This window comes from Sneathiella sp. D3-11, assembly GCF_055809395.1.
Genome location: NZ_CM147911.1, coordinates 3,390,632 through 3,417,056, shown reverse-complemented (window position 1 = coordinate 3,417,056; position 26,425 = coordinate 3,390,632). Strand labels below are relative to the sequence as shown.

Annotated in this window: 24 protein-coding genes and 1 pseudogene; 11 read left to right on the top strand and 14 right to left on the bottom strand. The window is 53.6% G+C overall.

Features of this window, described 5'->3' with window-relative positions:
- Positions 1-73: 73 nt before the first annotated feature.
- Positions 74-1,648, bottom strand: a complete 1,575-nt coding sequence (locus AC0L73_RS17230; protein WP_473655465.1) for a SulP family inorganic anion transporter — start codon at positions 1,646-1,648, stop codon at positions 74-76.
- A gap of 162 nt (positions 1,649-1,810) precedes the next feature.
- The gene (locus tag AC0L73_RS17225) at positions 1,811-3,622 is read right to left on the bottom strand and encodes a class I SAM-dependent methyltransferase (RefSeq protein WP_473654378.1); all 1,812 of its coding nucleotides are present in this window, start codon (positions 3,620-3,622) and stop codon (positions 1,811-1,813) included.
- A 245-nt stretch (positions 3,623-3,867) separates the two neighbouring features.
- Between AC0L73_RS17225 and AC0L73_RS17220 the strand changes: the two genes are divergently transcribed.
- Positions 3,868-4,596, top strand: a complete 729-nt coding sequence (locus tag AC0L73_RS17220) for a TorF family putative porin (protein WP_473654377.1) — start codon at positions 3,868-3,870, stop codon at positions 4,594-4,596.
- Positions 4,597-4,682: 86 nt separating this feature from the next.
- Here the strand turns inward: AC0L73_RS17220 and AC0L73_RS17215 are convergent, their stop codons facing one another.
- Positions 4,683-5,141, bottom strand: a complete 459-nt coding sequence (locus AC0L73_RS17215) for a MaoC/PaaZ C-terminal domain-containing protein (RefSeq protein WP_473654376.1) — start codon at positions 5,139-5,141, stop codon at positions 4,683-4,685.
- Between the two features lie 294 nt (positions 5,142-5,435).
- Between AC0L73_RS17215 and AC0L73_RS17210 the strand changes: the two genes are divergently transcribed.
- Positions 5,436-7,013, top strand: a complete 1,578-nt coding sequence (locus AC0L73_RS17210; protein WP_473654375.1) for a BCCT family transporter — start codon at positions 5,436-5,438, stop codon at positions 7,011-7,013.
- A gap of 93 nt (positions 7,014-7,106) precedes the next feature.
- Here the strand turns inward: AC0L73_RS17210 and AC0L73_RS17205 are convergent, their stop codons facing one another.
- From AC0L73_RS17205 to def, 4 genes are all read right to left on the bottom strand, one after another.
- Positions 7,107-7,862, bottom strand: a complete 756-nt coding sequence (locus AC0L73_RS17205) for a hypothetical protein (protein ID WP_473654374.1) — start codon at positions 7,860-7,862, stop codon at positions 7,107-7,109.
- 18 nt (positions 7,863-7,880) lie between these two features.
- Positions 7,881-8,636, bottom strand: coding sequence for a hypothetical protein (locus AC0L73_RS17200; RefSeq protein ID WP_473654373.1), 756 nt, complete (start codon positions 8,634-8,636; stop codon positions 7,881-7,883).
- Positions 8,637-9,156: 520 nt separating this feature from the next.
- The gene (locus AC0L73_RS17195) at positions 9,157-9,828 is read right to left on the bottom strand and encodes a COQ9 family protein (RefSeq protein ID WP_473654372.1); all 672 of its coding nucleotides are present in this window, start codon (positions 9,826-9,828) and stop codon (positions 9,157-9,159) included.
- Complete coding sequence (gene def, locus AC0L73_RS17190; protein ID WP_473654371.1) at positions 9,825-10,397, bottom strand: peptide deformylase; 573 nt, start codon at positions 10,395-10,397, stop codon at positions 9,825-9,827. Before def ends, AC0L73_RS17195 begins: the two co-directional genes overlap by 4 nt.
- A gap of 164 nt (positions 10,398-10,561) precedes the next feature.
- On the opposite strand from def, the gene rpsU reads away from it, so the two are divergent.
- Positions 10,562-10,762, top strand: coding sequence for a 30S ribosomal protein S21 (rpsU, locus tag AC0L73_RS17185; protein WP_161316574.1), 201 nt, complete (start codon positions 10,562-10,564; stop codon positions 10,760-10,762).
- Positions 10,763-10,863: 101 nt separating this feature from the next.
- Here rpsU and AC0L73_RS17180 read toward each other — a convergent pair whose 3' ends face one another.
- On the bottom strand, positions 10,864-11,694 hold the full coding sequence (locus AC0L73_RS17180) for a helix-turn-helix domain-containing protein (protein WP_473654370.1): 831 nt from the start codon (positions 11,692-11,694) through the stop codon (positions 10,864-10,866).
- A gap of 270 nt (positions 11,695-11,964) precedes the next feature.
- On the opposite strand from AC0L73_RS17180, the gene AC0L73_RS17175 reads away from it, so the two are divergent.
- Positions 11,965-12,246, top strand: a complete 282-nt coding sequence (locus AC0L73_RS17175) for a hypothetical protein (RefSeq protein WP_473654369.1) — start codon at positions 11,965-11,967, stop codon at positions 12,244-12,246.
- A 186-nt stretch (positions 12,247-12,432) separates the two neighbouring features.
- On the opposite strand, the gene AC0L73_RS17170 is transcribed toward AC0L73_RS17175, so the two are convergent.
- Positions 12,433-13,806: a hypothetical protein gene (locus tag AC0L73_RS17170; RefSeq protein ID WP_473654368.1), complete on the bottom strand. Its 1,374-nt coding sequence runs from the start codon at positions 13,804-13,806 to the stop codon at positions 12,433-12,435.
- A gap of 287 nt (positions 13,807-14,093) precedes the next feature.
- Here AC0L73_RS17170 and merF point away from each other — a divergent pair, with 287 nt between their 5' ends.
- The 6 genes from merF to AC0L73_RS17140 all read left to right on the top strand — a co-directional run bounded on the left by merF (position 14,094) and on the right by AC0L73_RS17140 (position 20,099).
- Positions 14,094-14,318 carry a mercury resistance system transport protein MerF gene (gene merF, locus AC0L73_RS17165; protein ID WP_473654367.1) on the top strand — a complete coding sequence of 75 codons (225 nt, stop codon included), beginning with the start codon at positions 14,094-14,096 and terminating at the stop codon, positions 14,316-14,318.
- On the top strand, positions 14,276-14,500 hold the full coding sequence (locus AC0L73_RS17160; RefSeq protein WP_473654366.1) for a GDCCVxC domain-containing (seleno)protein: 225 nt from the start codon (positions 14,276-14,278) through the stop codon (positions 14,498-14,500). Before merF ends, AC0L73_RS17160 begins: the two co-directional genes overlap by 43 nt.
- Before the next feature lie 179 nt (positions 14,501-14,679).
- Positions 14,680-15,402: a hypothetical protein gene (locus AC0L73_RS17155; protein WP_473654365.1), complete on the top strand. Its 723-nt coding sequence runs from the start codon at positions 14,680-14,682 to the stop codon at positions 15,400-15,402.
- 96 nt (positions 15,403-15,498) lie between these two features.
- A complete protein-coding gene (locus AC0L73_RS17150) occupies positions 15,499-17,499 on the top strand; it encodes an ATP-binding protein (protein ID WP_473654364.1) in 2,001 nt (666 codons plus the stop codon).
- A 174-nt stretch (positions 17,500-17,673) separates the two neighbouring features.
- A complete protein-coding gene (locus AC0L73_RS17145) occupies positions 17,674-18,258 on the top strand; it encodes a hypothetical protein (RefSeq protein ID WP_473654363.1) in 585 nt (194 codons plus the stop codon).
- Between the two features lie 47 nt (positions 18,259-18,305).
- Positions 18,306-20,099 carry a methyl-accepting chemotaxis protein gene (locus AC0L73_RS17140; protein ID WP_227951657.1) on the top strand — a complete coding sequence of 598 codons (1,794 nt, stop codon included), beginning with the start codon at positions 18,306-18,308 and terminating at the stop codon, positions 20,097-20,099.
- On the opposite strand, the gene AC0L73_RS17135 is transcribed toward AC0L73_RS17140, so the two are convergent.
- Positions 20,071-20,724, bottom strand: coding sequence for a cytochrome b/b6 domain-containing protein (locus AC0L73_RS17135; protein ID WP_473654362.1), 654 nt, complete (start codon positions 20,722-20,724; stop codon positions 20,071-20,073). The genes AC0L73_RS17140 and AC0L73_RS17135 overlap by 29 nt on opposite strands.
- 135 nt (positions 20,725-20,859) lie before the next feature.
- On the opposite strand from AC0L73_RS17135, the gene AC0L73_RS17130 reads away from it, so the two are divergent.
- Positions 20,860-21,477: a pyridoxamine 5'-phosphate oxidase family protein gene (locus tag AC0L73_RS17130; protein ID WP_473654361.1), complete on the top strand. Its 618-nt coding sequence runs from the start codon at positions 20,860-20,862 to the stop codon at positions 21,475-21,477.
- A gap of 147 nt (positions 21,478-21,624) precedes the next feature.
- Here the strand turns inward: AC0L73_RS17130 and AC0L73_RS17125 are convergent, their stop codons facing one another.
- The 4 genes and pseudogenes from AC0L73_RS17125 to AC0L73_RS17110 form a co-directional block, all read right to left on the bottom strand.
- The gene (locus tag AC0L73_RS17125; RefSeq protein ID WP_473654360.1) at positions 21,625-22,707 is read right to left on the bottom strand and encodes a YHYH protein; all 1,083 of its coding nucleotides are present in this window, start codon (positions 22,705-22,707) and stop codon (positions 21,625-21,627) included.
- 245 nt (positions 22,708-22,952) lie between these two features.
- Positions 22,953-23,894 (bottom strand): Hint domain-containing protein, encoded by a 942-nt coding sequence (locus tag AC0L73_RS17120; protein WP_473654359.1) that lies wholly within the window; start codon positions 23,892-23,894, stop codon positions 22,953-22,955.
- 838 nt (positions 23,895-24,732) lie between these two features.
- A complete protein-coding gene (locus tag AC0L73_RS17115) occupies positions 24,733-26,121 on the bottom strand; it encodes an NAD(P)(+) transhydrogenase (Re/Si-specific) subunit beta (RefSeq protein WP_473654358.1) in 1,389 nt (462 codons plus the stop codon).
- Between the two features lie 12 nt (positions 26,122-26,133).
- Positions 26,134-26,418 (bottom strand): annotated as a pseudogene (locus tag AC0L73_RS17110) (NAD(P) transhydrogenase subunit alpha part 2); the annotation flags it as partial.
- Between the last annotated feature and the right edge of the window lie 7 nt (positions 26,419-26,425).

Below are 26,425 nucleotides of genomic sequence, written 5' to 3'. Positions count from 1 at the left end.
ATGTCCCGATTGTTGAGAGTGAATATCCCCAACAATAGGACCTAACCCGGCAAAGGCAAGATCGATCTGGCGCCTAGTGATTCCCGCCCAATATTCCTGTCTTGACCGAATAGTTGACGGCAACGCCATAATTGGGATCGTCATCGGAATCAACCATCAACTGCCCGGCACGGTTCAGCAAACGGTGACAGTCGCGCGACAGATGGCGAAGCTGGATATGCTTGCCGACCGCGTTGTATTTCGACGCCAACACCTCAATCGCCTGCAAGGCCGACTGATCCACCACCCGGCTGTTCATAAAGTCGACGATGACCAGGTCGGGATCACCCTTGATGTCAAAAATCTCCGCAAAGCCATCGGTGGAGCCAAAGAAGAGCGGCCCCTCGATCTTATAGACCTTCGCGCCATCCTCATTAATTTCCGAGATAGCATGAATGCGCCGCGCGTTGTTCCACGCATAGACCAGCGCCGAGACAATAACGCCTACGACAACCGCAACGGCCAGATCGCTTAAAACCGTCACCGCCGTCACAAGAATAATAACCAGCGTATCGGAGAGCGGAATGATCCGCATGATCCGCAAGCTCTGCCACGCAAACGTCCCGATCACCACCATGAACATCACACCAACAAGCGCGGCAAGCGGAATCTGTTCTATCATTGGGGAGGCGAAAAGGATGAAGGCAAGCAGGAAGAGCGCCGAGGCGATGCCCGAAAGGCGCGTGCGCCCGCCCGATTTCATATTGATCATCGACTGCCCGATCATGGCACAGCCCCCCATTCCGCCGAAAAATCCGGTAATCGTGTTGGAGAGGCCTTGCGCCACACATTCCTGCGACGCGCCGCCGCTCTGTTCGGTAATCTCACCGACGAGGTTGAGGGTCAACAAGCTCTCGATCAGGCCAATCGCCGCAAGGATCAGGGCGAAGGGGAAGATAATTTTCAGGGTTTCCAGATTAATCGGTACCATCGGGATATGAAATTCCGGAAGGCCGCCCTTGATGGAGGCCAGATCGCCGACACGCGGCACATCAATGCCAAAGAAAATCACGATCCCGGCGATGACAGCAATGCCGGCAAGGGGCGCCGGAATGGCTTTTGTTACCTTCGGCATCAGCCAGATGATCGCCATGGTCGCGGCCACAAGGCCCAGCATGATGACAAGCGGCAAGCCTGTCATCCAGACAATCTCGCCATACGTATCGACCGTCTTGAACTGGGTTAGCTGCGCCATGAAAATCACAATGGCAAGACCGTTCACAAAGCCAAGCATCACCGGATGTGGCACCAGCCGGATAAATTTCCCAAGGCGGAACACCCCTGCCAAAATCTGCAATATGCCCATCAGCACGACAGTCGCGAAGAGATACTCCACCCCATGTAATGCGACGAGGGAGACCATGACAACGGCCAGCGCGCCGGTCGCGCCGGAGATCATTCCCGGACGGCCGCCGATCAGCGCCGTCACCAGCCCGACGATAAAGGCCGCATAAAGTCCGACGAGCGGATGCACACCCGCGACAAAGGCGAAGGCCACAGCCTCCGGCACCAGGGCGAGGGCGACAGTCAGACCGGACAGCAGTTCGGTCTTGATCCGGCCCGGCGTAAACCGAATAGGGTCAGCGCTGTTGCGTCCGGCAGAAAACAGGCCGGTAACGGCGGCAAGCGTTGGCTTGATCACGTGATAAATTTCCAGTTTTTGGAGATGTCAATTTGCCGCGGAACATAGGGTATTTACGCCGCTTTGGAAAGAAATATATTGCAGCGCAACAATAAGGAGACCGTCATGTCTCACAAGTTGTCCGTTGGGTCACCCCCTCTGCATCCGGCACCAGAACTGATACATTCCCCGAAAGAGCGTGGGGTTTTCCGCCTCAATCGCCTGCCAGTTGGCAAGAATATGGCCTGACGGGTCATCGGGATAGCGGGCGCGATAAGCGGTCATGACCTTTGGATCGGCAAACTCAAAGCCAAGAAAATCGAGGCCCAAATCGTCAATCGCCTTGGCGATACGCGGAATGTCGAAGCGTTGTTCATGCCGATGGAAAAGAAAGTCGCGGCAACCACTTAAAGAATAGAAATCAAGCTCTTTGGTCACCGATGCCGCCGGATGATCCTCCGGGAGCGCCATCAATTCCTTACGCAAGCTTCGGATTTCATCGAGGGTGAGCCGATCAATCCGCTTCCCCACCATCTCCCGCACGGCAATCACATCCTGACGAGCCTGTTCGCTGTAGAGCGCAACCTTCATCACACCATGGGGCGCAAGAAAGGAGAGCAGGCCTTTCCACGCAGCCTCCGGGTCGGCCATATGATGCAGCACGCCGCAGGCCTCGATCAGATCAAACCGTCCGAGATTGTCCGGCAAATCGACAAGATCCGCCTGAGCGAAGGTGACATTCGTAATGCCATGCGCCTCCGCCTGCCTTGCGCCATAGGCCAGAGAACGCCGCGATAGATCAATTGCCGTTACCTCCGACCCGATGACCCGCTTGGCCGTGCGAAGCGCATGCCGTCCGGTGCCGCAACCGGCGATCAATACAGCCGGTTTCTCGGCAGGCAACGGGGGCGTAATAGTCGGGAACAACCGCTTTAGAAGTGCGGGCAATGTTGTCTCCCCCCCGCTTCGAAGCTCCCGCCAGCGCGGATAGGGGCTTTCCTCATATTGGGCCTGCACCGCGCCGGACACCGCATCGGCGCTCGCGGAGAGACTTGGCAGAGCGTTTGCGATTTCCCGCTCCCGCAAGGTCTGCGGCCCCATTCTAGTGAGCAGAAGCCGGCACCAGGGTCGGGTTGCGAGTTGCGCCTCTTCCTGGATGAGCAATTCGGTGGCCACATCAGGATCCAGTGGGGCATAAAGCGCAGCCCGGAGTGCAGGCTCCAGCGCGTCCGGTTCCGGCGGTGTGCCGGGCGGGGTTTCCAAGGCATATTCTGTGAGCGCGAGCTGCAACGCGAGCAGAGCCATCAACTCCTGCGCCATTTCCCATGTCTCCAGCAATAGCTGCGCCCGCGCCTTCTCGATCAAGGTAGTCAATTCCGGTGAGGGCAGGATCAGCCGCGAAAAGGCCGCCGCGATGACCGGCTCATTCAGTGCCCCTTCCAGACCGGCAAGGCCACCCGTCCCGTCCAGCATCTTCACAATGCCTTTCTGGCGTCGAATACGCGCGAGCAGCGCCAGAATAAAGCGATCGCTCTCCACCTCGTCGGAATTAAGGCAACGAAGCATTGCCTCATCCCCCGCGGGTCCGAGATCGCCGACGGGTACCAGTTCCAGAAGATCGGCGAGTTCCTGCAAGCTCGCGGGAGAAAAATTATCAAACCCAGCGAGCTTTAATCCAGTGCGAACGGCCTCACGTGGTCTCTCCCTCTCCGCGAGGAAACGTGCGAACCCACGCCAGCCCAGCCGGTAACCCGGATCGGCCGCAATCGCCGCCTTAAAGGATTTCTCCGCTGCCAGCCATTTGCCCTGCTCTTTCAGGATAAGTGCGAGATTATAATGGGCCGGCGCAATTTTGCGCTCTTTCTTTAGGATCTGGCGGTAGATTATCGCCGCGGCGTCCTTGTCTCCACGCTGCTGTAACGCCGTTGCTTCGGCCAGCTTGCGCTCGATTTCCCCTTGCACACTTACGCTCCTTTTTCGTTGGTGAGGCCAATCTAGGCGATATCTTTACTAATCGCCAGATGCTTGCTGCCTAAAAATTCACCACAATTTGTGCATTGCAGCAATTTTTGCTGAAAAATTATGCGGCGGCGCAGCATCATTCACATAGTCATCAGACTAAGTATTTGATTTAACACAATTTTAATAATTGGCACGGCGGTTGCAATAAATCTTTCATCAACCAGCGTCTTGTAAGGACTACGTAAATGAAAAAGTTAAATTTCCTGATTATCCCGATGATCTCTCTAGGTGTCGTTTCTATGGCAAATGCTGAGTCTCTGATCGAGGAAAGCGACATTCCCGGTGAATTTTCAGCCAACATTTCCCTAACGTCCGATTACACATTCCGGGGTATCTCCCAAACAGGCAATAATCCCGCTGTCCAAGGTGGTTTCGATTATTCCTATGACTTTGGTCCAGTCGCGGTGAGCGCAGGGATATGGGCGTCGAATGTGAAATTCTCGGACGCCACGATTGAGATTGACTATTATGCCGGTGTGGGCGGCAACGTTGATATGTTCAGCTGGGATCTCTCGGCGATCTATTACACCTATCCCGGTGCGGACAGCAGCCTGAATTATGATTTCTTCGAGATTGCGCCGTCCATCGGCTATGACTTCGGCTTCATGGCTGTAAATGCCGGTCTCAACTACTCCCCCGAATATTTCGGTGAAAGCGGCGATGCTTATTACACCCATGGCGGCATAGATATTCCGCTTGGCAAATATTTCACTTTAAGCGGCTCCGTCGGCTATCAGGCAATTGACGATAACGCCGCCTGGGGCACCGACGATTATACCGATTACGGCATCAGCATCTCCACTGAGGTTGCCGGTTTCGGCCTCAGTGCAGGCTGGACCGATACAGACCTGCCGAGCAGCCAGTGTGATGACGCTTGCGGCATCTTCGCCGTGGCTTTGTCCCGTTCGTTCTAAGAATTCCCGCGGGTCATGTTGAAGTCTCCCTTCCATGATCCTTACCTTGGCCGTCCGGCGATCTACTCCCGCTGGACGGCCTTTTTTTATTTCTCCGTCCCGCCAGGGCGCTCCCGAAGCAGGAAATGCGCCTTGGTGGTGAAGACCACCTCCACGTTCTGATTGGTGCAGCGGAGGATGGTATCAAGCCAGCCGCGCCCCGGTTTGGAACTGGGCCGGGTGTCCAGCACCTCCATCTCGGAGGTGAGCACATCGCCCGCAAAGACAGGCGCCAGGAAATCAAGCTGCACCCCGAGACCAGACGGCAGGAAATGCCATTGCTGCCAGACATGGGTCGCTGCCTTGGAGGAGAGGGCGAAGGTATAGGCGCCGCAGGCAACCACATCCGGAAACCCCAGCGCCTTTGCCGCCTCGGCGTCGTAATGCATCGGCTGATCATCGAAGCGCCGCCCGAAATCGAGCATCTCCTCCCGATCCACTGTCACGGTTGCGCCGGCGAATAAATCGCCCGTGTTTATATCCGAGAAATAGAGTTTGCCCACCATCCGCCCTCCTTTTTTGAGAGAGAATAAGCGGATTTACCCATGCCGGGAAAGCGAAATCTGTCCCGCGCAAATCGCCACTGGAAACAGGCCTGCCCCGTCCCCCTCGCGCGAAATAGAAACCGGATCGCCCCTTGCCTGCCCTCCTCATGACCTGCTAAGAGGTGTCGTCATGGGGCTGCAATTGAACAGAATCTGTCGGATTTAATCGGGTTTATTAGAATTGGCGGAAGTATCTTTTTCGTTCCGATAGTAATTAACCATAATGTACCAAGATCGGAAAGAGAGGGATAAGATATGAGCGAAGACTTATATGAAACAGATTTTGAGGTGGGGCAGAGTAATCTGCAACGCTGGGGGATGGATGTGCATCACCCGGTGTTCTGGGTCTCCTCCGGCCTGGTCATTTTGTTCGTGGTCGGGGTCCTTTTAGCGCCCGGTGCCGCGAAAGGCGCACTTGACGGTGCGAAATGGTGGTCCATCGGGGCCTTTGACTGGCTGTTCATGCTGGCAGGCAATATCTTCGTTATCTTCTGCCTCGCGTTGATCGTGCTGCCTGTCGGCAAGATCCGCTTGGGCGGGGAGGATGCGAAGCCCGAGTTCAGCCGCCCGTCCTGGTTCGCGATGCTGTTCGCGGCGGGCATGGGCATCGGCCTGATGTTCTGGTCGGTCGCGGAACCGACCGCTTATTACACCGGCTGGTACGAGACACCGCTCGGCGTGGAGGCGCGCACCCCAGCCGCGGCAGACCTCGCCATGAGTGCGACGATGTTCCATTGGGGACTGCACCCTTGGGCGATTTATGCGGTTGTGGCGCTGTCGCTCGCGTTTTTCTCCTATAACAAGGGCTTGCCGCTGACCATCCGCTCGGCCTTCTATCCGCTGATCGGCGATCATTCATGGGGCTTTTTCGGCCATGTGGTGGACACGGTGGCGGTACTGGCGACGCTCTTTGGTCTCGCGACATCGCTCGGGTTCGGCGCGCAGCAGGCCTCGGCCGGCATTGCCTATCTCTTCGGGTTCGAGGCCGGGATCAACACCCAGATTGCGGTGATTATCGTGGTCACGGCGCTCGCGCTGTTCTCGGTCATTCGCGGCCTTGACGGCGGGGTGAAGCTACTCTCGAACATCAATATGGGCATTGCGGCCGTGCTGCTGCTGTTTGTCTTTATTGTGGGTCCGACGGCGGTGATTATCGCGACCATGGGCGACACGCTGATCGGCTATCTCGGCCAGATCGTCTCCTACAGTAACTTCATCGGCCGCGAGGATGAGGCCTGGATGCAGGGCTGGACAGTGTTCTACTGGGCCTGGTGGATCAGCTGGTCGCCATTTGTCGGCATGTTTATCGCCCGGGTTTCGAAGGGCCGGACGGTGCGGGAATTCCTGATTGCCGTGCTGATCATCCCGACGATCGTCACGCTGGTCTGGATGAGCGTCTTCGGCGGCTCCGCCCTTGACCAGATCCAGAACGGTGTCGGCTCCCTCGCAGGCGGGCTGGAGTCGGTGGAACTCGCCATGTTCCATATGCTGGAGAACTTGCCGTTTGCCACCATCACCTCCTCCATCGGGATCGTGCTGGTGCTGGTCTTCTTCATCACCTCATCGGACAGCGGCTCCCTCGTGATCGACGCGATCACGGCGGGCGGCAAGGTCGATGCGCCGGTGGTGCAGCGGATCTTCTGGGTGATCATCGAGGGCGTTGTCGCGGCGGCGCTGCTGTTCGGCGGCGGGGCGGATGCCCTCACCGCGCTCAAGGCGGCGGCGATCACGGTCGGCCTGCCGTTCACGGTGGTCCTCCTCGCCATGTGCGTCTGCCTCTATATGGGGCTGGCCCACGAGAAGAAATACGTGGTCGAGGGCGCCAGCGCCTGACCCGCGCTGCCTCGACAGGCACAAGCAAAAAGGGCCGGTTCTCCGGCCCTTTTTTTGTGGGTGATTGATTTCAGATTTATCAATACATTGAGTTCATATTTTACCCTCTTTTTCTGCCGACGAAATCTGTTGAAACCAGGAAACTAGAGTTCCTTGCCGCGGACATACTTTCGACTGAAAACCGAATAAAACTGAGGTCGTAATCCCTTTGTATCTTCTCAAGCCTCTGTCATAGGAAATCAACTTCCATCCGTCCTGCACCAGCAGCGTATCGGGGAACTCAAATGTAAATATACCGATCTTTCCTAGAGTGATTTCACGGATTATCGCCAACCTAGACTCGCGCTTGTCGATTTTTTTAAATGCCAGGCATCTCTCATCGTTTCGGAATAATTCCTCATACTTAAAGGTCTTGTTCTTCATTCGCGTCAAAAACGCCTCGCAGTTTTTGTCGGATGGTGACGACAGATAGAAACGGTACAATCCGTAGTCGGGCGCAAGCGTGTAATCTAAAAGGCGATCCACATCAGTTTCGACAAAAGGTACGGCACCGCTCAGTAGCAATTCCACGCATTCTTTTGTACAATCGTCAGAAGTATTTGAAAAAAAGCCGATATTTTTTTCTGGTGCTTGAACGAAATGAAGACCAACTTCTCGCTCGCACAACATTTTGTATGCAATATTGCTCGCGATAACTTCCGAGAAGGGCAAAATTATAAAAAAAGCTCCCAAAATAATTCGCACCCAAACTCGACTGGATTTTTTTGAAAATCTTCTGGCGATAAAGCTGATGGGAATGCCAACGACCATCATGTAGAACATAAAAGCAATCAAAAGAGCGAAGCCCATTCTTTCCTCACCACTCAGTTAATTTTTTCCGACTTTTTCTGCCGACGAAATCTGTTGAAACCGTGAGTCTAGAGTTACTAGGCTCAAACAATAATCTGACTGAAAGCCAAATAAAAATGAGGTCGTAATCCCCTCATATCTTCGTATATTTCTGTTATAGGAAATCAACTTCCATCCGTCCTGAACCAGCAGCGTATCGGGGAATTCGAAACTAAAAATCCCGACCCTTCCCCGATTCATCTCGTGGGCAATGGTCAGTCTGGATTTGCGTTCATCGACTTTTTTAAACGCCAGGCATCTTTTTTCTTTGAGGAACAAATCTTTATACTTGTAGCTCTGATCCCTCATCCGCGCCAAAAACGGCTCACAGTTTTCGTCGGAGGGTGAAGACAGATAGAAACGGTACAATCCATAATCGGGCACAAGCGTGTAATCTAAAAGGCGATCCACATCAGTTTCGACAAACGGAACGGCGCCACTCAACAGCAATTTAACGCAATCAATTATGCAATCATCTGCGGTATCTGAGAAAAAACCGGTATTCGGTTCAGGCGCTTGAACGAAATGAAGACCAACTTCTCGCTCGCACAACATTTTGTATGCAATATTGCTCGCGATAACTTCCGAGAAGGGCAAAATTATAAAAAAGGCCCCCAAAATAATTCGCACCCAAACTCGACTGGATTTTTTTGAAAATCTTCTGGCGATAAAGCTGATAGGGATGCCAACAACCATCATATAGAACATAAAAGCAATCAATAGAGCGAAGCCCACTTTGCGCCCCTTTTCTTTAAAAAAAGCCAGTAGTATTTTGAGCCGCGAAATTTCTAATTTCGAGACAAAATTTAATCAAACGGCAACTCTCTTTTCCCGCTTAACATCCCATTTTAGCAAAAAATAGAAGCACCCACAGGCGATAAACACGAAAGGCGCGGAAGCGCCATATATAGCAATAAGTCCTTTGATCAACTTCGACCCCTGTGAAACATCAGAAGAAAAAACAAGCAACGGGACAAAAATTACTAATGGCGTCAGTAAAAACAGCAGAATGGCCGAGATACCCGGGTATACCCGGCATAGGCTCGTGTAGGTCGTGCATATTATTGTGATAAATACGAAGGCAGGCGCTGTATGAAGAAACACATATATTGGGAAAAGCCAAGTCGGTGAAAATGCGTCGAGCACAAAGGGACCCTCAATCCCCGAGATGACAATGAATAGAAAACCAAGCACGGAAATTATCCAGCTAGCTGTCGTAATCCCTATCATCTTGCTTCTGACGCCCAATTTCCCCTCAGCGTTCCGTCAGGTTCCGCCAAAAGCGTTGCGCGCTCGGGAAATGCGAAAAGTCGGGTTTTTGTTTTAGGCGTTCGCGGCATTTGTATTTGGCGGTCTCGATCTGCATAACGTTCTCGATGCGGCGGTCGAGGAATTCCCAGGTTTTGGCGTGTCCCTCGGACTTGTCGGCGAGCCAGTAGAGCAGCGTCGCGGCATAGACGCCCGCAAGGGTCAGTCGCTTGGTGTACCAGTTATAATCGGCAGAGCTATCCCCCGTCGCCCACCACATGCGGCTCACCGTGTTGGCGGTGAGTTTGAGGGCAAGCGCCGCATTCTGCGGGAGGGCAAGGATATTGACGGCGCGGCGCACCGCCTCCTTATGCTCCGCATAGAGCTCCAGCCGGACTTTGATGGCGAGGGTAATGCGTTCGCGTATTTTAAGGCTCAGTACATCGCGCTTTTCAAGCTCCGCCTCCATCGCATCGTCGGCATTCTCAATAAAGAGGCGGATCATGTCCGTCGCCCCCTCCGGGAAGGCGAGATCGAGGGTCGAGATATCCTCCCCCAGGTCCGCGGCGGCTGCCTTCATGGCCTTGCGGCTCCAGCCGTCGAACAGGACATGGGGCAACACCGCGTCCAGAAGGCGCGTCTGCCATTCCCGTTCGGTCTCCGCCTGCTTTTTGCTCATGTCTCTTCCTCCGTCGGTTCGGATTTCGCGCGCAAATCCTCCATAAAGGCCTGCACCTCACTTTCATACATCAGATAGCGCATGTCTGTCATCCGTTCGGGATAGAGAATGCCGAAAAGATGGTCGCATTCATGCTGCACGACGCGGGCATGAAAGCCGCGCGCCTCGACGCTGATTTCCTTGCCATTGAGGCCGAGACCGCTATAGCGGATATGGGTGTGGCGCGGGACAAGACCGCGCAGGCCGGGGACCGAGAGGCACCCCTCCCAGCCGAGCTCGATCTCATCCGAAAGGGGCTCAATCTTGGGGTTGATCAGCACGGTGGAGGCCACGCTTTCCGCCATATCCCCCTCCTCCATCTCGACGCGATCAGCCGGAACCTCGAAGATGACGAGGGATTTCGAAATACCGATCTGCGGCGCGGCAAGGCCAACCCCGCCGACCGCGTCCAGGCTGTCGCGCATATCCTCCACCAGCTGATAAACCTCGTCGCCGAAGGGCGGAATGAGGGGTTCCGCCTGCTCGCGCAAGATCGGATTGCCCATCTTCAGAATGTCTCGAACTGCCATAAACCCTTCCAATTTCGTGTCTTTTATGTTATTTACTCTTTTCTTTAAGGAATTCACCTTAAAAATGCGGTTTCCCCCTTCACAGGGGAAATGAAGCGTGCTAAACCCGCGCCACTCCGTAACCGGTATAACTTATTTACGATTAGATAGGAGCACGATTAACTGTGCAAGTCTCTGTACGTGACAACAATGTAGACCAGGCGCTCCGCGCGCTGAAAAAGAAAATGCAACGCGAAGGCATCTTCCGTGAGCTGAAGCTCCGGGGCGCCTATGAAAAGCCGTCCGAAAAGCGCGCCCGCCAGAAAGCGGAAGCCATTCGTCGCGCCCGCAAGCTCGCTCGCAAGCGGATGCAGCGCGAAGGCTAAGTCGCGCCTCCCGGTTCGCCGGGGTACAGAATTCAAAAAGCCGCACCGGGGCTCCGGTTTGCGGCTTTTGGCGTTTTTAGCGTAATCTCGGGATAACGGCGTTATTTCCCCGCCTCCGCCATGAGCGCGCGGATCAGATTATCCGTCGCCTCATCCGCCGGAAAAAAACTCTCCACCATAATTTCTTCCGCCGTCACATCCTGCGGGGTTCCAAAACTCGCGACTGTCGTGATCCAGGACAGGACATTGCCGCCATACTCAAATTCCAGCGGCAACACGGGCAGCGCATCGGCGGACGGGTTTTCCACGGCGAAACTTTCTGGAATATCCGGATAGCTCAAAACCTCGGCCAGTAACTGGCGGAGCGGGTCATTTTCTTCGGCACCCTTCAGCTGCCGATGCGCCCGCTCGATCAGATGGCCCGCCGCGCGCTCCCAATCCCGGGTCATGGGCCGCAGGCCATCGGGGTGCAGCATCAACCGGAGCGTATTCGGCGGCCCCTTCCCGTCGCCCGCCGCAAGCCCCAAAAGCGCGAGCATCTTCGCCCCCGCCCCGTTGATCATCAGCACATCGAAATTGCGGTTCATGACAATCGCGGGGTATGGCTCCTGCTGCTGGAGCATGAAATCAAGCGCCTCCCTCACCTTGTCGAACCCGGCATCATCGAGCGAGCGCGCATGATAGGCCGCGGTATAGCCCGCCGCATTCAGCAGCCGGTTACGTTCCCGCAAGGGAAGCGCCAACGCCTCAGACAGGCGCAGCACCATCTCCCGGCTCGCGTTTGAGCGGCCGGTCTCAATAAAGCTCAGGTGCCGGGCCGAACTTCCCGCCTCTAGCGCGAGATCGAGCTGGCTCATTCCCTGAACCTGCCGCCAGTGCTTCAAGAGCCGACCAAGCTCGGGCACCGGGGTTTGCAAGGCAGACGCAGTCATCTTCTTTCCTTTCTCGATAATCCGGCATCCAGAATACCCCGAATTAAAGATCAGGAACATTACCATCAAGGTAATTGAGAAGATAACCTCTCCCCGCCATCCTGCTTCAAGTGGCCACCATGGTCGGCCCAACTGAAAGGAGATCAAGATGTCGGTTAAGTCAAACCTGCTACGAAATACCCTGCTGATCAATGCCGGGACGTCGCTTCTTACGGGAGGGGTGGCGCTCGCCTTCGCGGACCCGCTCGCGCGCTGGACGGGGATCGCGCCATGGATCCTCTACACGCTTGGGGTGGGCTTAGTGCTCTTCGCCGCCGATGTCGCCTGGACGGCCACGCGGAAACATATCAATCCGCTGTTCGCCAAGCTCATCATTGCCGCCGACGTTGCCTGGGTGGGGGGAGTGGTCTCTCCCTCCTCTTGTTCCAGGACCGTTTGACGGTGGAGGGCAGCTGGGTGGTCGAGATCCTCGCCATAGCCGTTGCTGTCCTCGCGGCCGTGCAAACCGTCGGCCTCAAGCGCCTGGGGGATCACCGTCCCCGGACTGCCTGAGATCCTCCCGCCGACACGGAACCGCGCATGGGCCAAACCCGGCGCGGCTTCCGCTCGCCTGATCGCATAAAAGACAAAAGTTTGTCACGATTAGGGAAGGGGTATATACTAGTATAGATTTTGCAATTTGTCAAGGAAGATGAAGCTGAGAAACAAATTCTAGGTTAGAAAATATAAGAAACCCTATTATTCTTCGGGCGGAAACTCAAACTCAGTAAACTTATTTTCTTGCGCACTTACACCCATAAGTGCGGCGTTATATTTAGCATCTTCTTCATGGGCATCAGACCAATCAGCGAAATTGGTATACATCATATCCTCAGATAACCCTAAATCACGGACATAAGGTTCTCTAGCGATTCCAATCGCCTCTCTAACTTCAGGAAATTTCATTTTTATAATGTCTACGTAAGCACCTAAAACTTGGCGTCGTATAGTCCTATATTCATCATAGGATTTTTCCGGTATTAACGGAAAAAGAACAAAGATGATCGCTAAGGAATAATTTCCTTTTAGCAGCATGCTAGCAAACCTTGTGTCGTGCGGTCCCGTTTTTCCCAAAATTTCTATTAGTTTTCTGCTTATTGATCGTCGCTCTACTCGGTTCAAAGATGCCATTTTTCGCACTAACAATTCATATTCGTGCAATTCAATCGGCTCAGTGAAATCTCCCTCTCTCTGTCTTTTATTAAAATCCTCAATAATTTCATCCCAAAAATAGCTGCCTCTATTCGCAATTTCTCTTCTCAAATAAGCATCGTTATCCTTGAGGTCATTCCAAATACCATCCTGAAAGAACGCTCCATCCACTTCTCCAAATGAAATTCCAAAGTGATGCTCATTATCTACCCCTACATTCAGCACATACTGACCAAGTAGATCTTCTTCACCTCCTGCAAGCACTTCAACATTTTGGAAAAGCTCCTCCTTTTTCCTGAGGTATGCACAAAAGTCGCTGATCGTATCAAGTTCCCTCATCACGATATCTAGTGATACATCATCGAAAACGTGAACAAAGCCTTTGCTATGGTCGAAATGGCCGATTGTGAACGCTTTTAATATATCGTCCTCTGTCTCCATCACGGGGTAAAGATCACTGCTAATACGAAGGCTCCCGCTCCCACCACCATAAAATTTTTTGCAATATTCCGTAGCCCCTACTGCAACAGCTATCCGGTGAACATTTAGATTTTCATCTGTTGGCAGAACTAAAGGAAACGGCTCCTCACATGGCGGATCTAAATACAATCGATCTGGGTGATTTCTAATCCACTTTTCTGCGCCAAAGATCTGCCTTGAAGATTTTTCTATGGCTTTTCGATACCAGCGGTTCCAGTCTGTTTTTAAGCTTCCGGTGTCCTTGAATTCGCATGATTTATCAGAGAAGATGATGACGTCATTTCCAAATACGACAAGCAGATCGCAAAGTTCTTTTCCGTGACCTTTTCCATCTCTGACGCCATTGTTGTTATGGACATTAGGATAGCACCAAAGTGAAAGAAATGACTTTTCACATAACGCAGTTAAATATTGCTCAGATGGTGTTGTCCCGCCTATCATACAACTAAATGTAATATAATTTTCGATAATTTACAATTCTGATAATTGGGCACTCCACCTATCCATCCGCGTCGCAATGGGATAATCTCTAAGGCGAAATAGGTGTCGATTAACAATCGCGAAGGATGTTTTGGAAAATCTGCTGACGGTGCCGAAGGCGGTCATTGCCGCGACCCTCTTTTTGATCAGGCATAGGCCCATGCAGGGTGGCTAAGGTCTCGCACGCCTCACGCATATGTGTAGAAAGTTGCCTGTTCTTCTCGGCGGGGCAGCGTAAGATACTCCCCATGAAAAACGAGACATTACTCAAGGTCGGGATAATCGGCACGGTGGTAGCGGCGCTGTGCTGCTTCACGCCGGTGCTGGTGATCCTGCTCGGCGCGGTAGGATTGTCCGCCGCCCTCGGGCTGCTGGATTTGGTGCTGCTGCCCGCCCTCGCCCTGTTTATCGCAATAACGGTCTATGCCCTATGGAAACGCAAGAAACATCTATCGAGCTCACCTCGGCCCTAACCTGCCCGCACTGCGGTCACAAGGAGATCGAGACCATGCCGACCGATGCCTGCCAGTGGTTCTACGACTGCAAAGGCTGCGGCGCGCTGCTCAAGCCAAAGGCAGGGGATTGTTGCGTCTACTGCTCCTACGGCAGTGTCCCCTGTCCGCCGATACAGGCAGGAAATAACTGCTGCTCCTAAACGCACTCATTCCGCCGCAAAGCAGTAAAAAAGGCGAAAAGTGACTATTCCTGAAAATTTGATCCACCGCAAAACTGAGCTGTTTGTGTTAATGAAATTGAACTTACATTTTAATTTTGAGTCTAAATAGGCTAGGCTGCAAAGTGAAACTGTTGCCGCCGTAAAGCGTGAGGGTTATTTTGGAAAATCTGCTCACTGTGCCAAAGGCCCTGATTGCCGCGACCGCCTTTGTTATCCAGAATGCGGGCGCCTGTTTTATGCGCGGCCTGCCGGTTGTCGTGGCGATGGGGGTGCTGGCCTTTCTGATCAACCTCACCAACGGGTCCTTTGCCATCGCGGCGCAGGTGGTGGAATCCTTTCTCTACGCCATTTTTGCCGTTGCCTGGCACCGATATTCCCTGCTGCCCGAGGTGCGGGCGACCCCCGGCTTCGCGCTCGCCTTCGGCCTGCGCGAGATCAAGTTCGGCGCGCTGATCGTTGTGGTCAGCCTCGCCAGCTACTTCATTACGTCGATGCTCGTCGCGGTGCTGCCGGACGAAGCGGCCATTGTGGTTGTCTTTATTCTCGTCATTGCGGCAAGTTCCATGCTCGCCTTCTTCTATCCCGCCATCGCGCTTGACCAGCCGATCGACGGTGGGCGCTTCGTGCAGGAGGGGTTCACGCTCATCTTCTCCTTTATTCTCGGCGGGATTCTGGCGATGGCGATCTTTATCGTGCCGGTCGGCGCGGCCGCCCTTATTGCGGGCCTGATTGCGTCCATGCTCGGCTCTGTTACCGCGATCACCGTGGCCGTCGGGATCGTGAATTTTATCGCCTCGGTCATTATTATTGCGATTACTGTCTCCACCGCGTCTTTTCTTTATCGTGATGTCATTGGGCTGAAGGAAACACACCCCGTCTGAGTACCGCTTTTTACGTCGCGGAATCATTAGAAAACCGTAAAAACTGCCGAAAGTTGTTTAAGGTTTGTTAAGGGATTGTTTACTAGAATAGACCGGATGAAAAGATTCAGGGATCCGAACTATCTGCAACGATTTGTAAGCCGTCTGACGCGCTATACAGTCGGTGTGCCGATTGCCATTGGTATGGCCATGATCCTGCTTGTCATTCTGGCATGGGCCTTCACCCCGACACGGGAGTCACAGGGCCATATCACGGAAGCGCGCGGCGACCTCAGTAATTTCGCGGCGCGGCTGGAAAGTCATATCACGACCCGCCTCACCATCGGCCAGCAAATCCGCAGCTCCCTCGCCAAGGGGGAGATTAACGGCCGCGAGGAATTCCTTACCCAGGCGTCCTACCTGTATGACCTGTTCAAGGATTTTCAGGCGATCAACTGGGTCGACTCCATGGGGGTTATTCGCTGGGTCACGCCGCTGAAAGGTAACGAGGCCGCGGTCAATCTCGATATCCGCAAACTTGCCACGCCCGCAAAGGCAATCGCCGCGGCAGAGAAAACCGGCCGTCTGCAAACCACCTCGCCGATTGAGCTGGCGCAGGGGGGCAAGGGCTTTACCGCCTATATCCCGGTGATCAAGATGGAGCGGCTGATCGGCTATGTGAATATTGTTTTCCGCAGCGAACCACTCATCCGGGGGGCGATGCCGAACAGCCTGCTGAAGAAGTATGACGTGATGATCAACGACCGGGACCAGCTTGTCTTCGGCACGCTCGACCCGACGACGGAGTGGGACTCCGATAATGTCTTCCATAAATGGATCATCGTCGGGAACCGGGTGTGGGCGATCAGCCTGGTCCCGACGGCAGAGACCCTCGCCGCCCATGAGACCATTGTGGACGAGATTGTCCTTGTGACGCTGATCCTGCTTTCGATTGCCATCGCCTACCTCATCCATCTCGCCATGGTTCGCCAGCTCCATATCAAGGCGAGCGACAAGCTGTTCCGGACGTTTATCGAAAATTCCCCGTCCGCCATCATCATCAAGGATACGGAAGGGAACTACCTCCATGTCAACTCCCAGTGGCATGAATGGTTTAATCCGGAAGGCCGTGAAATTCGCGGGCATAATACATATGAATTTTTCTCCGAGGACTATGCCCAGAAGGTTCTCGAGCAGGAAAAGGAAATCATCGACAGCAAGAAAATGGTCGAGCGGGAATATGTAAGCCCGACGAATAGCATCGGCGATCGCCCGACCTTCGCGCAAATGTTCCCGATCATGGATGATGAAGGAAATGTCATCGCGGTCGGCGGCTCGATCACGGATATAAGCGCCAACAAGAAGGCCGAGGAAGCGCTGAGAGACGCGCTTATGAAGGCAGAAGATGCCAACCTCGCCAAATCAAAATTCCTCGCCACCATGAGTCATGAACTCAGGACCCCGCTCAACGCGATTATCGGGTTCAGCGACATTCTGGTCGGACAGTATTTCGGATCGCTGGGCAATGAAAAATACTCGGAGTATGCCAAGGACATCAATCAAAGTGGCCGGCATCTCCTGACACTCATCAATGAAGTACTCGATATTTCCGCGATTGAACTGGGCAAGCGCGATTTGATTCTGGAGCCGGTTTCGGTCCGCCACCTGCTCTCTGACTGCGTAAAATCCGTGCGCCATCGTGCCGCCACACAAGGAATTATGGTTCAGCTGTTTACGGAAAGCACCCTGCCTGAGATCAGCGCCGATGAAACAGCCATGCGCCAGATATTCCTGAATTTGCTGACCAACGCGATCAAATTCTCCCATGCCGGAGACAAAATCACCGTTTCCGCGTCAGTCACAGAAACCGACGTGATTATCGAGGTTCAGGATACCGGCGACGGGATCAAGCACGACCAGCTGCCAAACATCACGCAACCTTTCGTCAAGGGCCATAGATCCTCCGACATTACCCATGAAGGCGTCGGTCTTGGTCTTTCGATTGTTAAATCCTTTGTCGCCGCACATCACGGGCAGCTTCATATCGAAAGTGAATTCGGTACGGGCACGAAAGTAACCGTGAGCTTTCCCAAGGAAGCCCGGCGTCAGGTTGCCTAAGCACCCACCTCGCAGAAATATCTTGGGAATCGCTGGGCGAAATATATTACCAATTAACTATAAATAAACACTTCATCGCCAGTATTTGAATACTTGGTTTTATTGTCGCACCCGGCAAGCCAGCACTGATTGATAAAATAGTTAAAAATGATACACCTAAATGGAGCCTTGATAATGATCCGCACTCTAATTGCCTCTGTCGCTGTTATCGCATTTTTTGCAGGACTGCCGGCACCCTCCCTCGCCCAGGACTACAAAGTCGCTGTCGCCAACCTGATTGATACTGAAATTCGTGGCTGGTCACAGTCCGACGAAGTGGTCAGCGCAGTCAAAGGACAAAACGAAACGTCCATCTCACTTAGCCAGAGTGACATTGATACGCAGGACAAGAAATGGCGCGCAGAAACCAAAGGTGGTGATCAGAAGATGATTAACGCGGTTCTCTCCAACAGCCTGTCGACCTATCTTAAAGGCGTTAAAGAAAAGGCCGAGGGCAAATACACAGAAATTTTTGTCATGGACATGAAGGGCCTCAATGTTGGCCAGAGCGACATCACCTCTGACTATTGGCAGGGCGATGAAGCCAAATGGCAGCAATCATATGGCATCGGACCGGATGGCGTTCTGATAGACGAAGTTGAGTTTGATGAATCCACCCAGACATACCAGTCACAGGTTAGTATTGCGGTTGTTGATCCAAGCACCGGCAAGGCCATCGGCGCCGTAACGGTTGGTGTCAATGTTGAGATGCTGGAATAGATATCTCCAATAGTCCTCACCAAGAATAAATAAGGATGACGCACAAGATGAGCGTAGAGAGCCCAACGAACGAAACTGACGTGAATAACCTGGCTGCGAAAGACAAAAAATCTTTTGCAGTCAAGATGACCGTCAGTCGCAAAATTCTACTTGTTGTATTTGCGACGACCTTGATGGGTCTCTCGCTCCTTGTCTATCTGGGACTACAAAACCAGCGCCACGCCATGGAAGATTTGGCGATAGATAATAACCTCACTATTTCGCAATTGATGGCCGAGCAGCTTTCAGGTGGTTTGAAATGGAAAAAAACCGACAAGGTTGCTGAAGTGTATCACGAGATGGCGTCGAAAGACGGTTCCGTTCTCGCCGATATTCTTACCTTCGATAGCGAAGGCGCCATAGTTACCGAATATCATTCAGAGACACTCGCCTCCGCGCCTGGTTTGACGGAATTGCTGTCAGAGCATAAAGCCGCGCTTGAAAAAGGCGAAGTATTTTCGGAAAACACGGGATCTCACCAGATCATCTTGACTCCCGTCACTTCCGCAAAAGGAGAACTTGTGGGCTTTGCCGCCTTCGGATGGAGCCTCGATCAATTGAACGAGCAGTTGTCCGCAAACCTGGTACAACAGCTTCTGCTGACCGGTGCCGTCCTTCTTGGTATTATGCTGCTCACCGGATTTTTGCTGGGCCGCTTCATCGGTCGCCCGCTCACCCAACTAACGCAGGCCATGCTCTCCATTGCGGATGGTGCCAGCAACATCACGATCGACGGACTGGAACGCAAAGACGACGTGGGTGATATGTCCCGCGCTGTACAGGTCTTCCAGGCGAATGCCGAAAAGGTCAAGGCCCTGGAAGTTCAGCGCGAAAAGGACGCCCAAGAAAAAGCCGCCGCCGAAGAAGAGCGTCGCCGCGAGGAAATGACCCGCGCGGAAGAAGAGAAGCGTCGCGATGAAGAAGCAGCCGCAAAATCCACCGCAGACCGTGTGAGCTTCGCTCAGGCACTCGCCCAGAAACTCGAAAGCACGGTCAACACTGTCGCGCAGCAAATTATGGGCTCCGCCGAGACCATGGAAGAAAAAGCCAAGAGCATGGTGACAAGTGCCGCCGATACGGACCGTCACTCAACCGCAATCGCCTCCGCCGCCGAGCAGGCAGCCGGCAACGTAAGCGGTGTTGCCTCAGCGGCGGAGGAGCTTTCTGCCTCCTTGCAAGAAATCAGCCGTCAGGTGAATGTCTCTGCGACACTCTCCAAGGAGACGATGCAAGTTGCGGAATCAACCGATATCGTTGTCGGCAAGCTTGCGGTTTCCGCCGGTGAAATCGGCAATGTTATCGAGCTGATCAATAATATCGCGTCGCAAACCAATTTACTCGCGCTCAACGCCACGATTGAGGCCGCCCGCGCCGGAGAGGCCGGAAAAGGCTTCGCCGTCGTGGCATCGGAAGTGAAAGGTTTGGCCTCCCAGACCACCAACGCGACCGAGGAAATCACCCGCAAGATCGACGGAATGCAATCCGCCACCACAGAAGCCGTGGAAGCTGTCAAGCGGATCGAGGAAATGATCGTGCAGATTGACGAAACGGTTCAGGTCATGACGGCTGCGGTCGAGGAACAGAACGCAGCCACACTGGAAATTACCCAGAATGTGCAGCAGGCCTCGTCCAGCACCGGCGAAGTATCCCGCTCGGTCCTTGATGTCTCCAATATGGCAACGGTGTCAGGTGAAAGCGCGACGCAACTGCTGAGCTCTGTTGGTGAACTCACCCAATTCTCCTCCAAACTGCGCGAGGAAGTGGAATCAGTCCTCAAAGACATCCGCTCCATGGCCAGCTAAACACGACTGCCATACAGAGAAGAACCCGGTCTGCGTCAGCTGTCCGGGTTTTTTTGAGAAAATTGAACATCGAATGAATGATCCGGTGGCCGAAAATTTCATGCAGGACCGAAGCGCCAACATGCACAACGAGATAAGCCCACATCGCCGGACCGAGAAGTTCATGCACTTCCTTCACAAGACTGAGCCAACTGCTGAACTGCCAGTTCTCTCCCACATTATAGAAAATCAATGTTCCCGTCCCCGCAAGTCCTGTCGCGATCAGGAGCCCGAGTCCCTGAATAGCTCCGGCAAGCGGACTCGGCTCATTGGCCGGTGGCAAGCGAAAGGTGAGGATTGCCCGCATATATCGCTTGATATCCTGCCAGAGCACAGACCGGCGAGCGCTTGAAAACCACGGAAAAAGCTCACCCAACGACACAGGGCCCCCGCGGACGAACGACCAGAGCCAATGGACCACAAGCACAGCAAAGATTGCAATGCCGACTTTTTCATGAACCTCATACAGGAAGTTACCGGCCTTGTCCGGCCTTGGATGAACCATCCACTCACTGATCAACAGCTGGGCGACAATGCCGAAAGCAAAGAGTAGGTGTAGGAAACGGGTAAAACGATCATAAAACACGGGAACGCTCCTAAATCTTGCGGGATAATCTTTGTACGATAACCCTTTACCAATCCGTCGTAATTGATCAGAATTAAATTATTATAAAAAAGCGGGCGATAAAGTCTGAAAAAAGAGAATGCGGGAATTCGGGTTATGACAGAACATAATATCACCACCATCGAGGAATTATACAGCGTCTATAAGCAACCGGCGGAGCGCGCCGTGCAGAAGGAAATTCCGAAACTCGACCAACACTGCCGCAACTTTATCGCGCTGTCCCCTTTCCTCGTGCTGAGTACCGATGGCAGCGACGGGACGGCCGACGCCTCCCCGCGCGGAGATGCGCCGGGTTTTGTCACGGTGCTGGACGATAATACGCTCGCCATTCCCGACCGGCCCGGCAACAACCGCCTCGACAGCCTGCTCAACATCCTTCGCAATCCTGCCGTCGGCATGATCTTCCTGGTGCCGGGAATTAACGAGACCCTGCGCATCAACGGAACGGCAACGATCAGCCTCGACCCTGAGTTGATGGAGGCCCATGCGGTCGATGGCAAGCTGCCCCGCTCTGTGCTGCTGGTGAAAGTTACGTCCGCCTATATGCATTGCGCGAAAGCGCTGATCCGCTCCAAACTCTGGGACCCGGAAACCAAGGTTGAACGATCAGTCTTCCCGACACTTGGCCAGGTACTCGCCGACCAGATCGCCGGCATGGACGCAGAACAATCCGACGCCTATCTGGAAGTCGCCTATAAAGAAAATCTCTATTAAGGCGAAGCCCCAGCGTCCTTACGGATGCTGGTTATTGCCCCAGGTGCAGCACATCAGGTTCGGGTCCTGCTCCGCCGTCGTCGTCTGACAGGCCGCGAGCATTAACAACGCCACGCCGATCAATAAAATGCGCATAATGACTTTTCCTTATTGGCTGCCCCTCTCACTAGGACATGCGCCATTCGCGGAAAAAATCAAGAAAGCGACATAAAGATAATTCTCAGCTTCCCTGGCAGGGTGCCCCGCCCATTGGCGGTCGTCCACCCATCCCCCCTGAGGCGGGCGCCCACCCGGTTGGTGATTGCCGCCAGCGCCAGGGGGTCGGCCTCCCGGCCCTCCCTTTAAGGCGGCAAAACTTGAATCCGGCGTCCCGCGCCAACAGCGCGGAATAAAGGGATATTCGCCGGAAACCACATAGTAATAGGTGCCGTCCGGATATTCCGGCGTGACACCGACGCGGCCATTGCATTCATCAAGATCGCCCAGTTCCTTATCATAGGTCCAGTCCTGAACGAATACGCCGTCATATGCACCGCCCGGCCCGCTCGGCCGAGTGCCGGATTTAACCCGGTAGCCCGGCTTCAGTTGCGTCATGCCGCTCGCCGGATCATCGGCTTTCTTATATCCATAGGGCCCGTAAATAGGGAAACCGTCCGCTGCATACCCAAGCAGCGCCGGGCTGTTGCGATAGGCATATTTATCGAGCAAGCCTGTCGGCAAGCCATGATAATGATAGGCGCCGTTTGGCTGGACATGCGCATTACTGAAATCGAGGCCAAGCTGGCAGGCACCGCCAAGCGCCTCGTAATTCCAGCCTGAATTTCGGTCATTACGCCAATACTCCGCTGTGCCCGGATCGAAAAGAACGCCATTGAGTGCAATGCCAAAGGGCGTGCGCACTGTTGCCCGCGGCGGCGCCATAACAGGATTAAGCGGGACGCGCAGTTGGTAATTCTTTTTGCGAATCGCATTCGGGTTGTGGGCGTTTGGGAAATTCCCCGGCGTATAGTCGGGATATCCATTCCCCTGGATCAATCGATAATTCCCATCAACTGTTATGGTCGCCGAGGCTTCAGCATCCGGCATTAATGCGCGCAGCAATTGCTCATAAACCGTGGGAGGTGTAAACGCCTCCTCCCCCGCCAGCGGCGCTGTATTATCATGGGCGAGCGCGACAGCGGGAAGGTGAAAGAGACAGGGCAAGAGGAAGGATGAGACTATTCTGCGCATGTTACGATCCGTAAACAACTGAACTCAAAAAAATATTTATGCATGTTTTAATTCATATCATATTCTATTATAGGATATATTTTCATTGAGTGACAAGCCGGTCATCGGTGAAAATACGCATCGCTAAAATCCTTCGTTAATCACGCTCTAGGGAAATGAGCTTTTCGCGGAGAAGGTCAAGCGCGCGAGATTATAAAAAAAGCCGCTGATTTTCACCAGCGGCTTTTGTTTGATACTTATATCGCTTACTGCACAGTCATCCCGGCATGCTGCGGAAGGTTGGCGCCGATCGCGCTACTCCCCTCTACTTCCCGACGAGAATAAAGATCGCCGATAGTAAGGCGGGATTTGGCAAGTACATAGTCCTCCGGTTTCGGCAGCGGGCCGAACCAGTAAAGCGGATGCGGCGTCTCTCCGTCCTTCGCGATCAGGCCGTCGGGATGCAGCACATAGCCCTCGCGCTTGAGCGCCTCCATCACCCGCCAGTCAGCCCCGCCCTTTTGCCCGGGCATCAGCGTGCCGACCCGCATACGGCCCTTGTAGTATGTCGCTTGCGATTTATCGAGAATATAGGCCACGTTTACGAATTGATCACCTTCGCTGTCCACAGGCAGGTTAGTCGCGGCGCGGATCAGCTCCCCCTCTCGGTTAACGATGGCGCCATCGGCAAGGAGGATATCCATGATCGGGATATGCTCGCCCTGATGCGGCCCATCCCCGCACAGCGTCGCATGGCCCGGCGTCATCTTCAGCCCATGGAAATCGATGATTTCCTCGACCTGATTGACCATCGTCCGCGCAACCCGCGCGGGCTTGAGCGCATCCCGCCCGTCGCTCTCTTCGGGGTCATAGGCCAGCACCTCATCGCCAACTTCGATCTGCTCGATGGGTTTCCGAGAACCATCGGCCATATCGATCAGCGTACCGGCGGAGAAGCAGCGCTTGTCATTGTTGCCGCCTTCAAATTCCTCAAGTCTTTTTTCATAGGCGGCTTCGCCTTCATGCCTAATAATTTCAGCTTTAATCCATGGATGGTAAATAGATTCAGGGTTAACCTCCAAAATATTATCTACATAGTAAGTACCGTTCTCAACCGCTGCAGCAATCGGATGGGGAGATGTCGACAGACTCTCGTCATAATTTACGTATAATTCGGCGCCATCGCCATATTTTTGATGAAACTCCATAAATTCCGCTGAATTTCCCATAAGATCGATACAGCCTGCAGACCCCGGTTCAATACCACCATGTATTGAAAACCCTGACCTTTCTAAAGTATCTGTCTCTCCAACAGGACTTAACCAAGCCCTGTCACTTCCCCAAGCATACGTTCCACCTGGCCATGCCCCAGCTTGACCAAAGGACGCAGTCCCAATAACGTCATCAATCAAAGATATTTCTTGAGTTTCACCAATTTTCCAGACTCCTTCTGGAATAGGACCTATATCTTTTAGGTTTTGATAGTCTGGCGATTGAAACCCAAGTCGTCCAGAAATCGCGTCCCATGATGTTACCAGTGAAAGACTGTTATCCGGATGAATTTGAAAGACCTTCAATTGTAACCCGTCAAACTCATACCTAATTTGCCCAGTGATATTCACGTCATTCATATTATCCCACGCCCCTTTCAATAACGCTTATATCAGAGATACTATTACATACATAAGTAGTGTGACATAAATTGGTAGCCTAGTATAGCCTAAAACAAAAATCAGATAGGCGACAATACAGGTCAAAGCTGCATGAATGGAAAAAATAATCTGGACTGATAGCAGGAATTTTTCAGGACTTGAATAAAACTCTCGCTTATGAATCCAATTATTGTTTTTTAATAAATTCTCCCAGTTGACATGCAAAGTATAAACTAGGAGGTAATCATGAAAAAAAATAATAATAACGCATATAGAAAATATCGCAATTTTCTTGGCATTCTCATTCATTCAGAAAATCCAAATCGTTTCATTCTTAATGCAAAAAAGCCGCGAGTTTCCCCGCGGCTTTAATTCTATCACAAGATACGGATCGTTACAGCGCCTTGATGATATCCTCGACCATTTTTTTCGCGTCGGCGAGGAGCATCATGGTGTTGTCCTTGTAGAAAAGATCGTTGTCGATCCCGGCGTAACCGGAGGACATGGAGCGTTTCACGAAGAGAACCGTGCGCGCCTTGTCCACATCGAGGATCGGCATGCCGTAGATCGGGCTCGACGGATCATCGCGGGCGGCGGGGTTGGTCACGTCATTCGCGCCGACCACGAAGGCGACATCGGCGCTCGCGAAGTCGGAGTTGATCTCCTCCAGCTCGAACACCTCGTCATAGGGCACCTGCGCCTCGGCCAGCAGCACATTCATATGGCCGGGCATGCGGCCCGCGACCGGATGAATGGCATAGGTGACATCGACACCCTCTTCTTTCAGGACATCGACCATCTCGCGGAGTGCATGCTGGGCCTGTGCCACCGCAAGGCCATAGCCCGGCACGATGATAACCTTGCCCGCATTCTTCATGATGAAGGCCGCATCATCGGCGGAGCCCGCCTTGTGCGGCCGGTCGCCCTTGTCGGGACCGGCGGCCGCCGTATCGCCGCCGAAGCCACCGAGGATCACGCTGAAGAAGGAGCGGTTCATCGCCTTGCACATGATGTAGGAAAGGATCGCGCCCGAGGAGCCGACCAGCGCGCCGACGATGATCAGCGCGGTGTTTTCGAGCGTGAAACCAATACCCGCCGCCGCCCAGCCGGAATAGCTGTTCAGCATCGAGACCACCACCGGCATATCGGCGCCGCCGATCGGGATGATGATCAGGAAGCCGATGAGGAAGGCGAGCGCCGTCATCGCCCAGAAAATGCGCGGATCAAGATCGACGCAGAACCAGATGATCAGGCCAACGATAGCGATACCGATCAACAGATTGACGAAATGCTGGCCCGGGAAGGTGACCGGATTACCAGAGACGAGCCCCTGCAACTTGGTGAAGGCAATGATAGAGCCGGAGAAGGTGATCGCACCGACCACGATACCAATGGACATCTCGATCCGGGAGAGAACCGTGAGTTCGCCGCTCGCGCCGAGAATGCCATAGGCGTCCGGGTTATAGAAGGCGGCCGCGGCAACCAGCACAGCGGCAAGACCGACGAGACTATGGAAGGCCGCGACAAGCTGCGGCATGGCGGTCATGGCGATGCGCTGGGCAATCACCGCACCGATGGCGCCGCCAACGACGATACCACCGATGATCCACTCATAGGAAACAACATCGGGACGCAGGATGGTGACGATAATGGCAATGGCCATACCGGCCATGCCCATGATATTCCCGCGCCGGGAGCTGTCCGGTGAGGACAGACCACGCAGCGCCAGAACGAAAAGAATGGCGGAGACCAGATAGGCAAGCGCCGTAAAGTTAGCTGACACGGATCGTCCCCCTTATTTCTGTTTTTTCTTGTACATGGACAGCATCCGCTGGGTCACGAGGAATCCCCCGAAGATATTGACCGAGGCGAGCACGATGGCGATAAAGCCGAAAATCTTGGCGAGGTTTACCTCTGCCGGGCCCGCTGCAATCAGCGCACCGACGATAATCACCGAGGAGATGGCGTTCGTCACAGCCATCAGCGGCGTATGCAGGGCGGGTGTCACGCTCCAGACCACGTAATAGCCAACAAAAATGGCGAGCACAAAAATCGCCAGCCGGAAAACGGTTGGATCTACCATATCC

Excerpts from the sequence above, each read along its gene's own strand:
- AC0L73_RS17220 (WP_473654377.1), top strand. The coding sequence starts at position 3,868 with ATGAAAAAGTTAAATTTCCTGATTATCCCGATGATCTCTCTAGGTGTC.
- AC0L73_RS17215 (WP_473654376.1), bottom strand. The coding sequence starts at position 5,141 with ATGGTGGGCAAACTCTATTTCTCGGATATAAACACGGGCGATTTATTC.
- AC0L73_RS17210 (WP_473654375.1), top strand. The coding sequence starts at position 5,436 with ATGAGCGAAGACTTATATGAAACAGATTTTGAGGTGGGGCAGAGTAAT.
- AC0L73_RS17205 (WP_473654374.1), bottom strand. The coding sequence starts at position 7,862 with ATGGGCTTCGCTCTTTTGATTGCTTTTATGTTCTACATGATGGTCGTT.
- AC0L73_RS17195 (WP_473654372.1), bottom strand. The coding sequence starts at position 9,828 with ATGAGCAAAAAGCAGGCGGAGACCGAACGGGAATGGCAGACGCGCCTT.
- def (WP_473654371.1), bottom strand. The coding sequence starts at position 10,397 with ATGGCAGTTCGAGACATTCTGAAGATGGGCAATCCGATCTTGCGCGAG.
- AC0L73_RS17180 (WP_473654370.1), bottom strand. The coding sequence starts at position 11,694 with ATGACTGCGTCTGCCTTGCAAACCCCGGTGCCCGAGCTTGGTCGGCTC.
- AC0L73_RS17175 (WP_473654369.1), top strand. The coding sequence starts at position 11,965 with ATGGATCCTCTACACGCTTGGGGTGGGCTTAGTGCTCTTCGCCGCCGA.
- AC0L73_RS17170 (WP_473654368.1), bottom strand. The coding sequence starts at position 13,806 with ATGATAGGCGGGACAACACCATCTGAGCAATATTTAACTGCGTTATGT.
- merF (WP_473654367.1), top strand. The coding sequence starts at position 14,094 with ATGAAAAACGAGACATTACTCAAGGTCGGGATAATCGGCACGGTGGTA.
- AC0L73_RS17160 (WP_473654366.1), top strand. The coding sequence starts at position 14,276 with ATGGAAACGCAAGAAACATCTATCGAGCTCACCTCGGCCCTAACCTGC.
- AC0L73_RS17150 (WP_473654364.1), top strand. The coding sequence starts at position 15,499 with ATGAAAAGATTCAGGGATCCGAACTATCTGCAACGATTTGTAAGCCGT.
- AC0L73_RS17145 (WP_473654363.1), top strand. The coding sequence starts at position 17,674 with ATGATCCGCACTCTAATTGCCTCTGTCGCTGTTATCGCATTTTTTGCA.
- AC0L73_RS17140 (WP_227951657.1), top strand. The coding sequence starts at position 18,306 with ATGAGCGTAGAGAGCCCAACGAACGAAACTGACGTGAATAACCTGGCT.
- AC0L73_RS17130 (WP_473654361.1), top strand. The coding sequence starts at position 20,860 with ATGACAGAACATAATATCACCACCATCGAGGAATTATACAGCGTCTAT.
- AC0L73_RS17125 (WP_473654360.1), bottom strand. The coding sequence starts at position 22,707 with ATGCGCAGAATAGTCTCATCCTTCCTCTTGCCCTGTCTCTTTCACCTT.
- AC0L73_RS17120 (WP_473654359.1), bottom strand. The coding sequence starts at position 23,894 with ATGGAGTTTCATCAAAAATATGGCGATGGCGCCGAATTATACGTAAAT.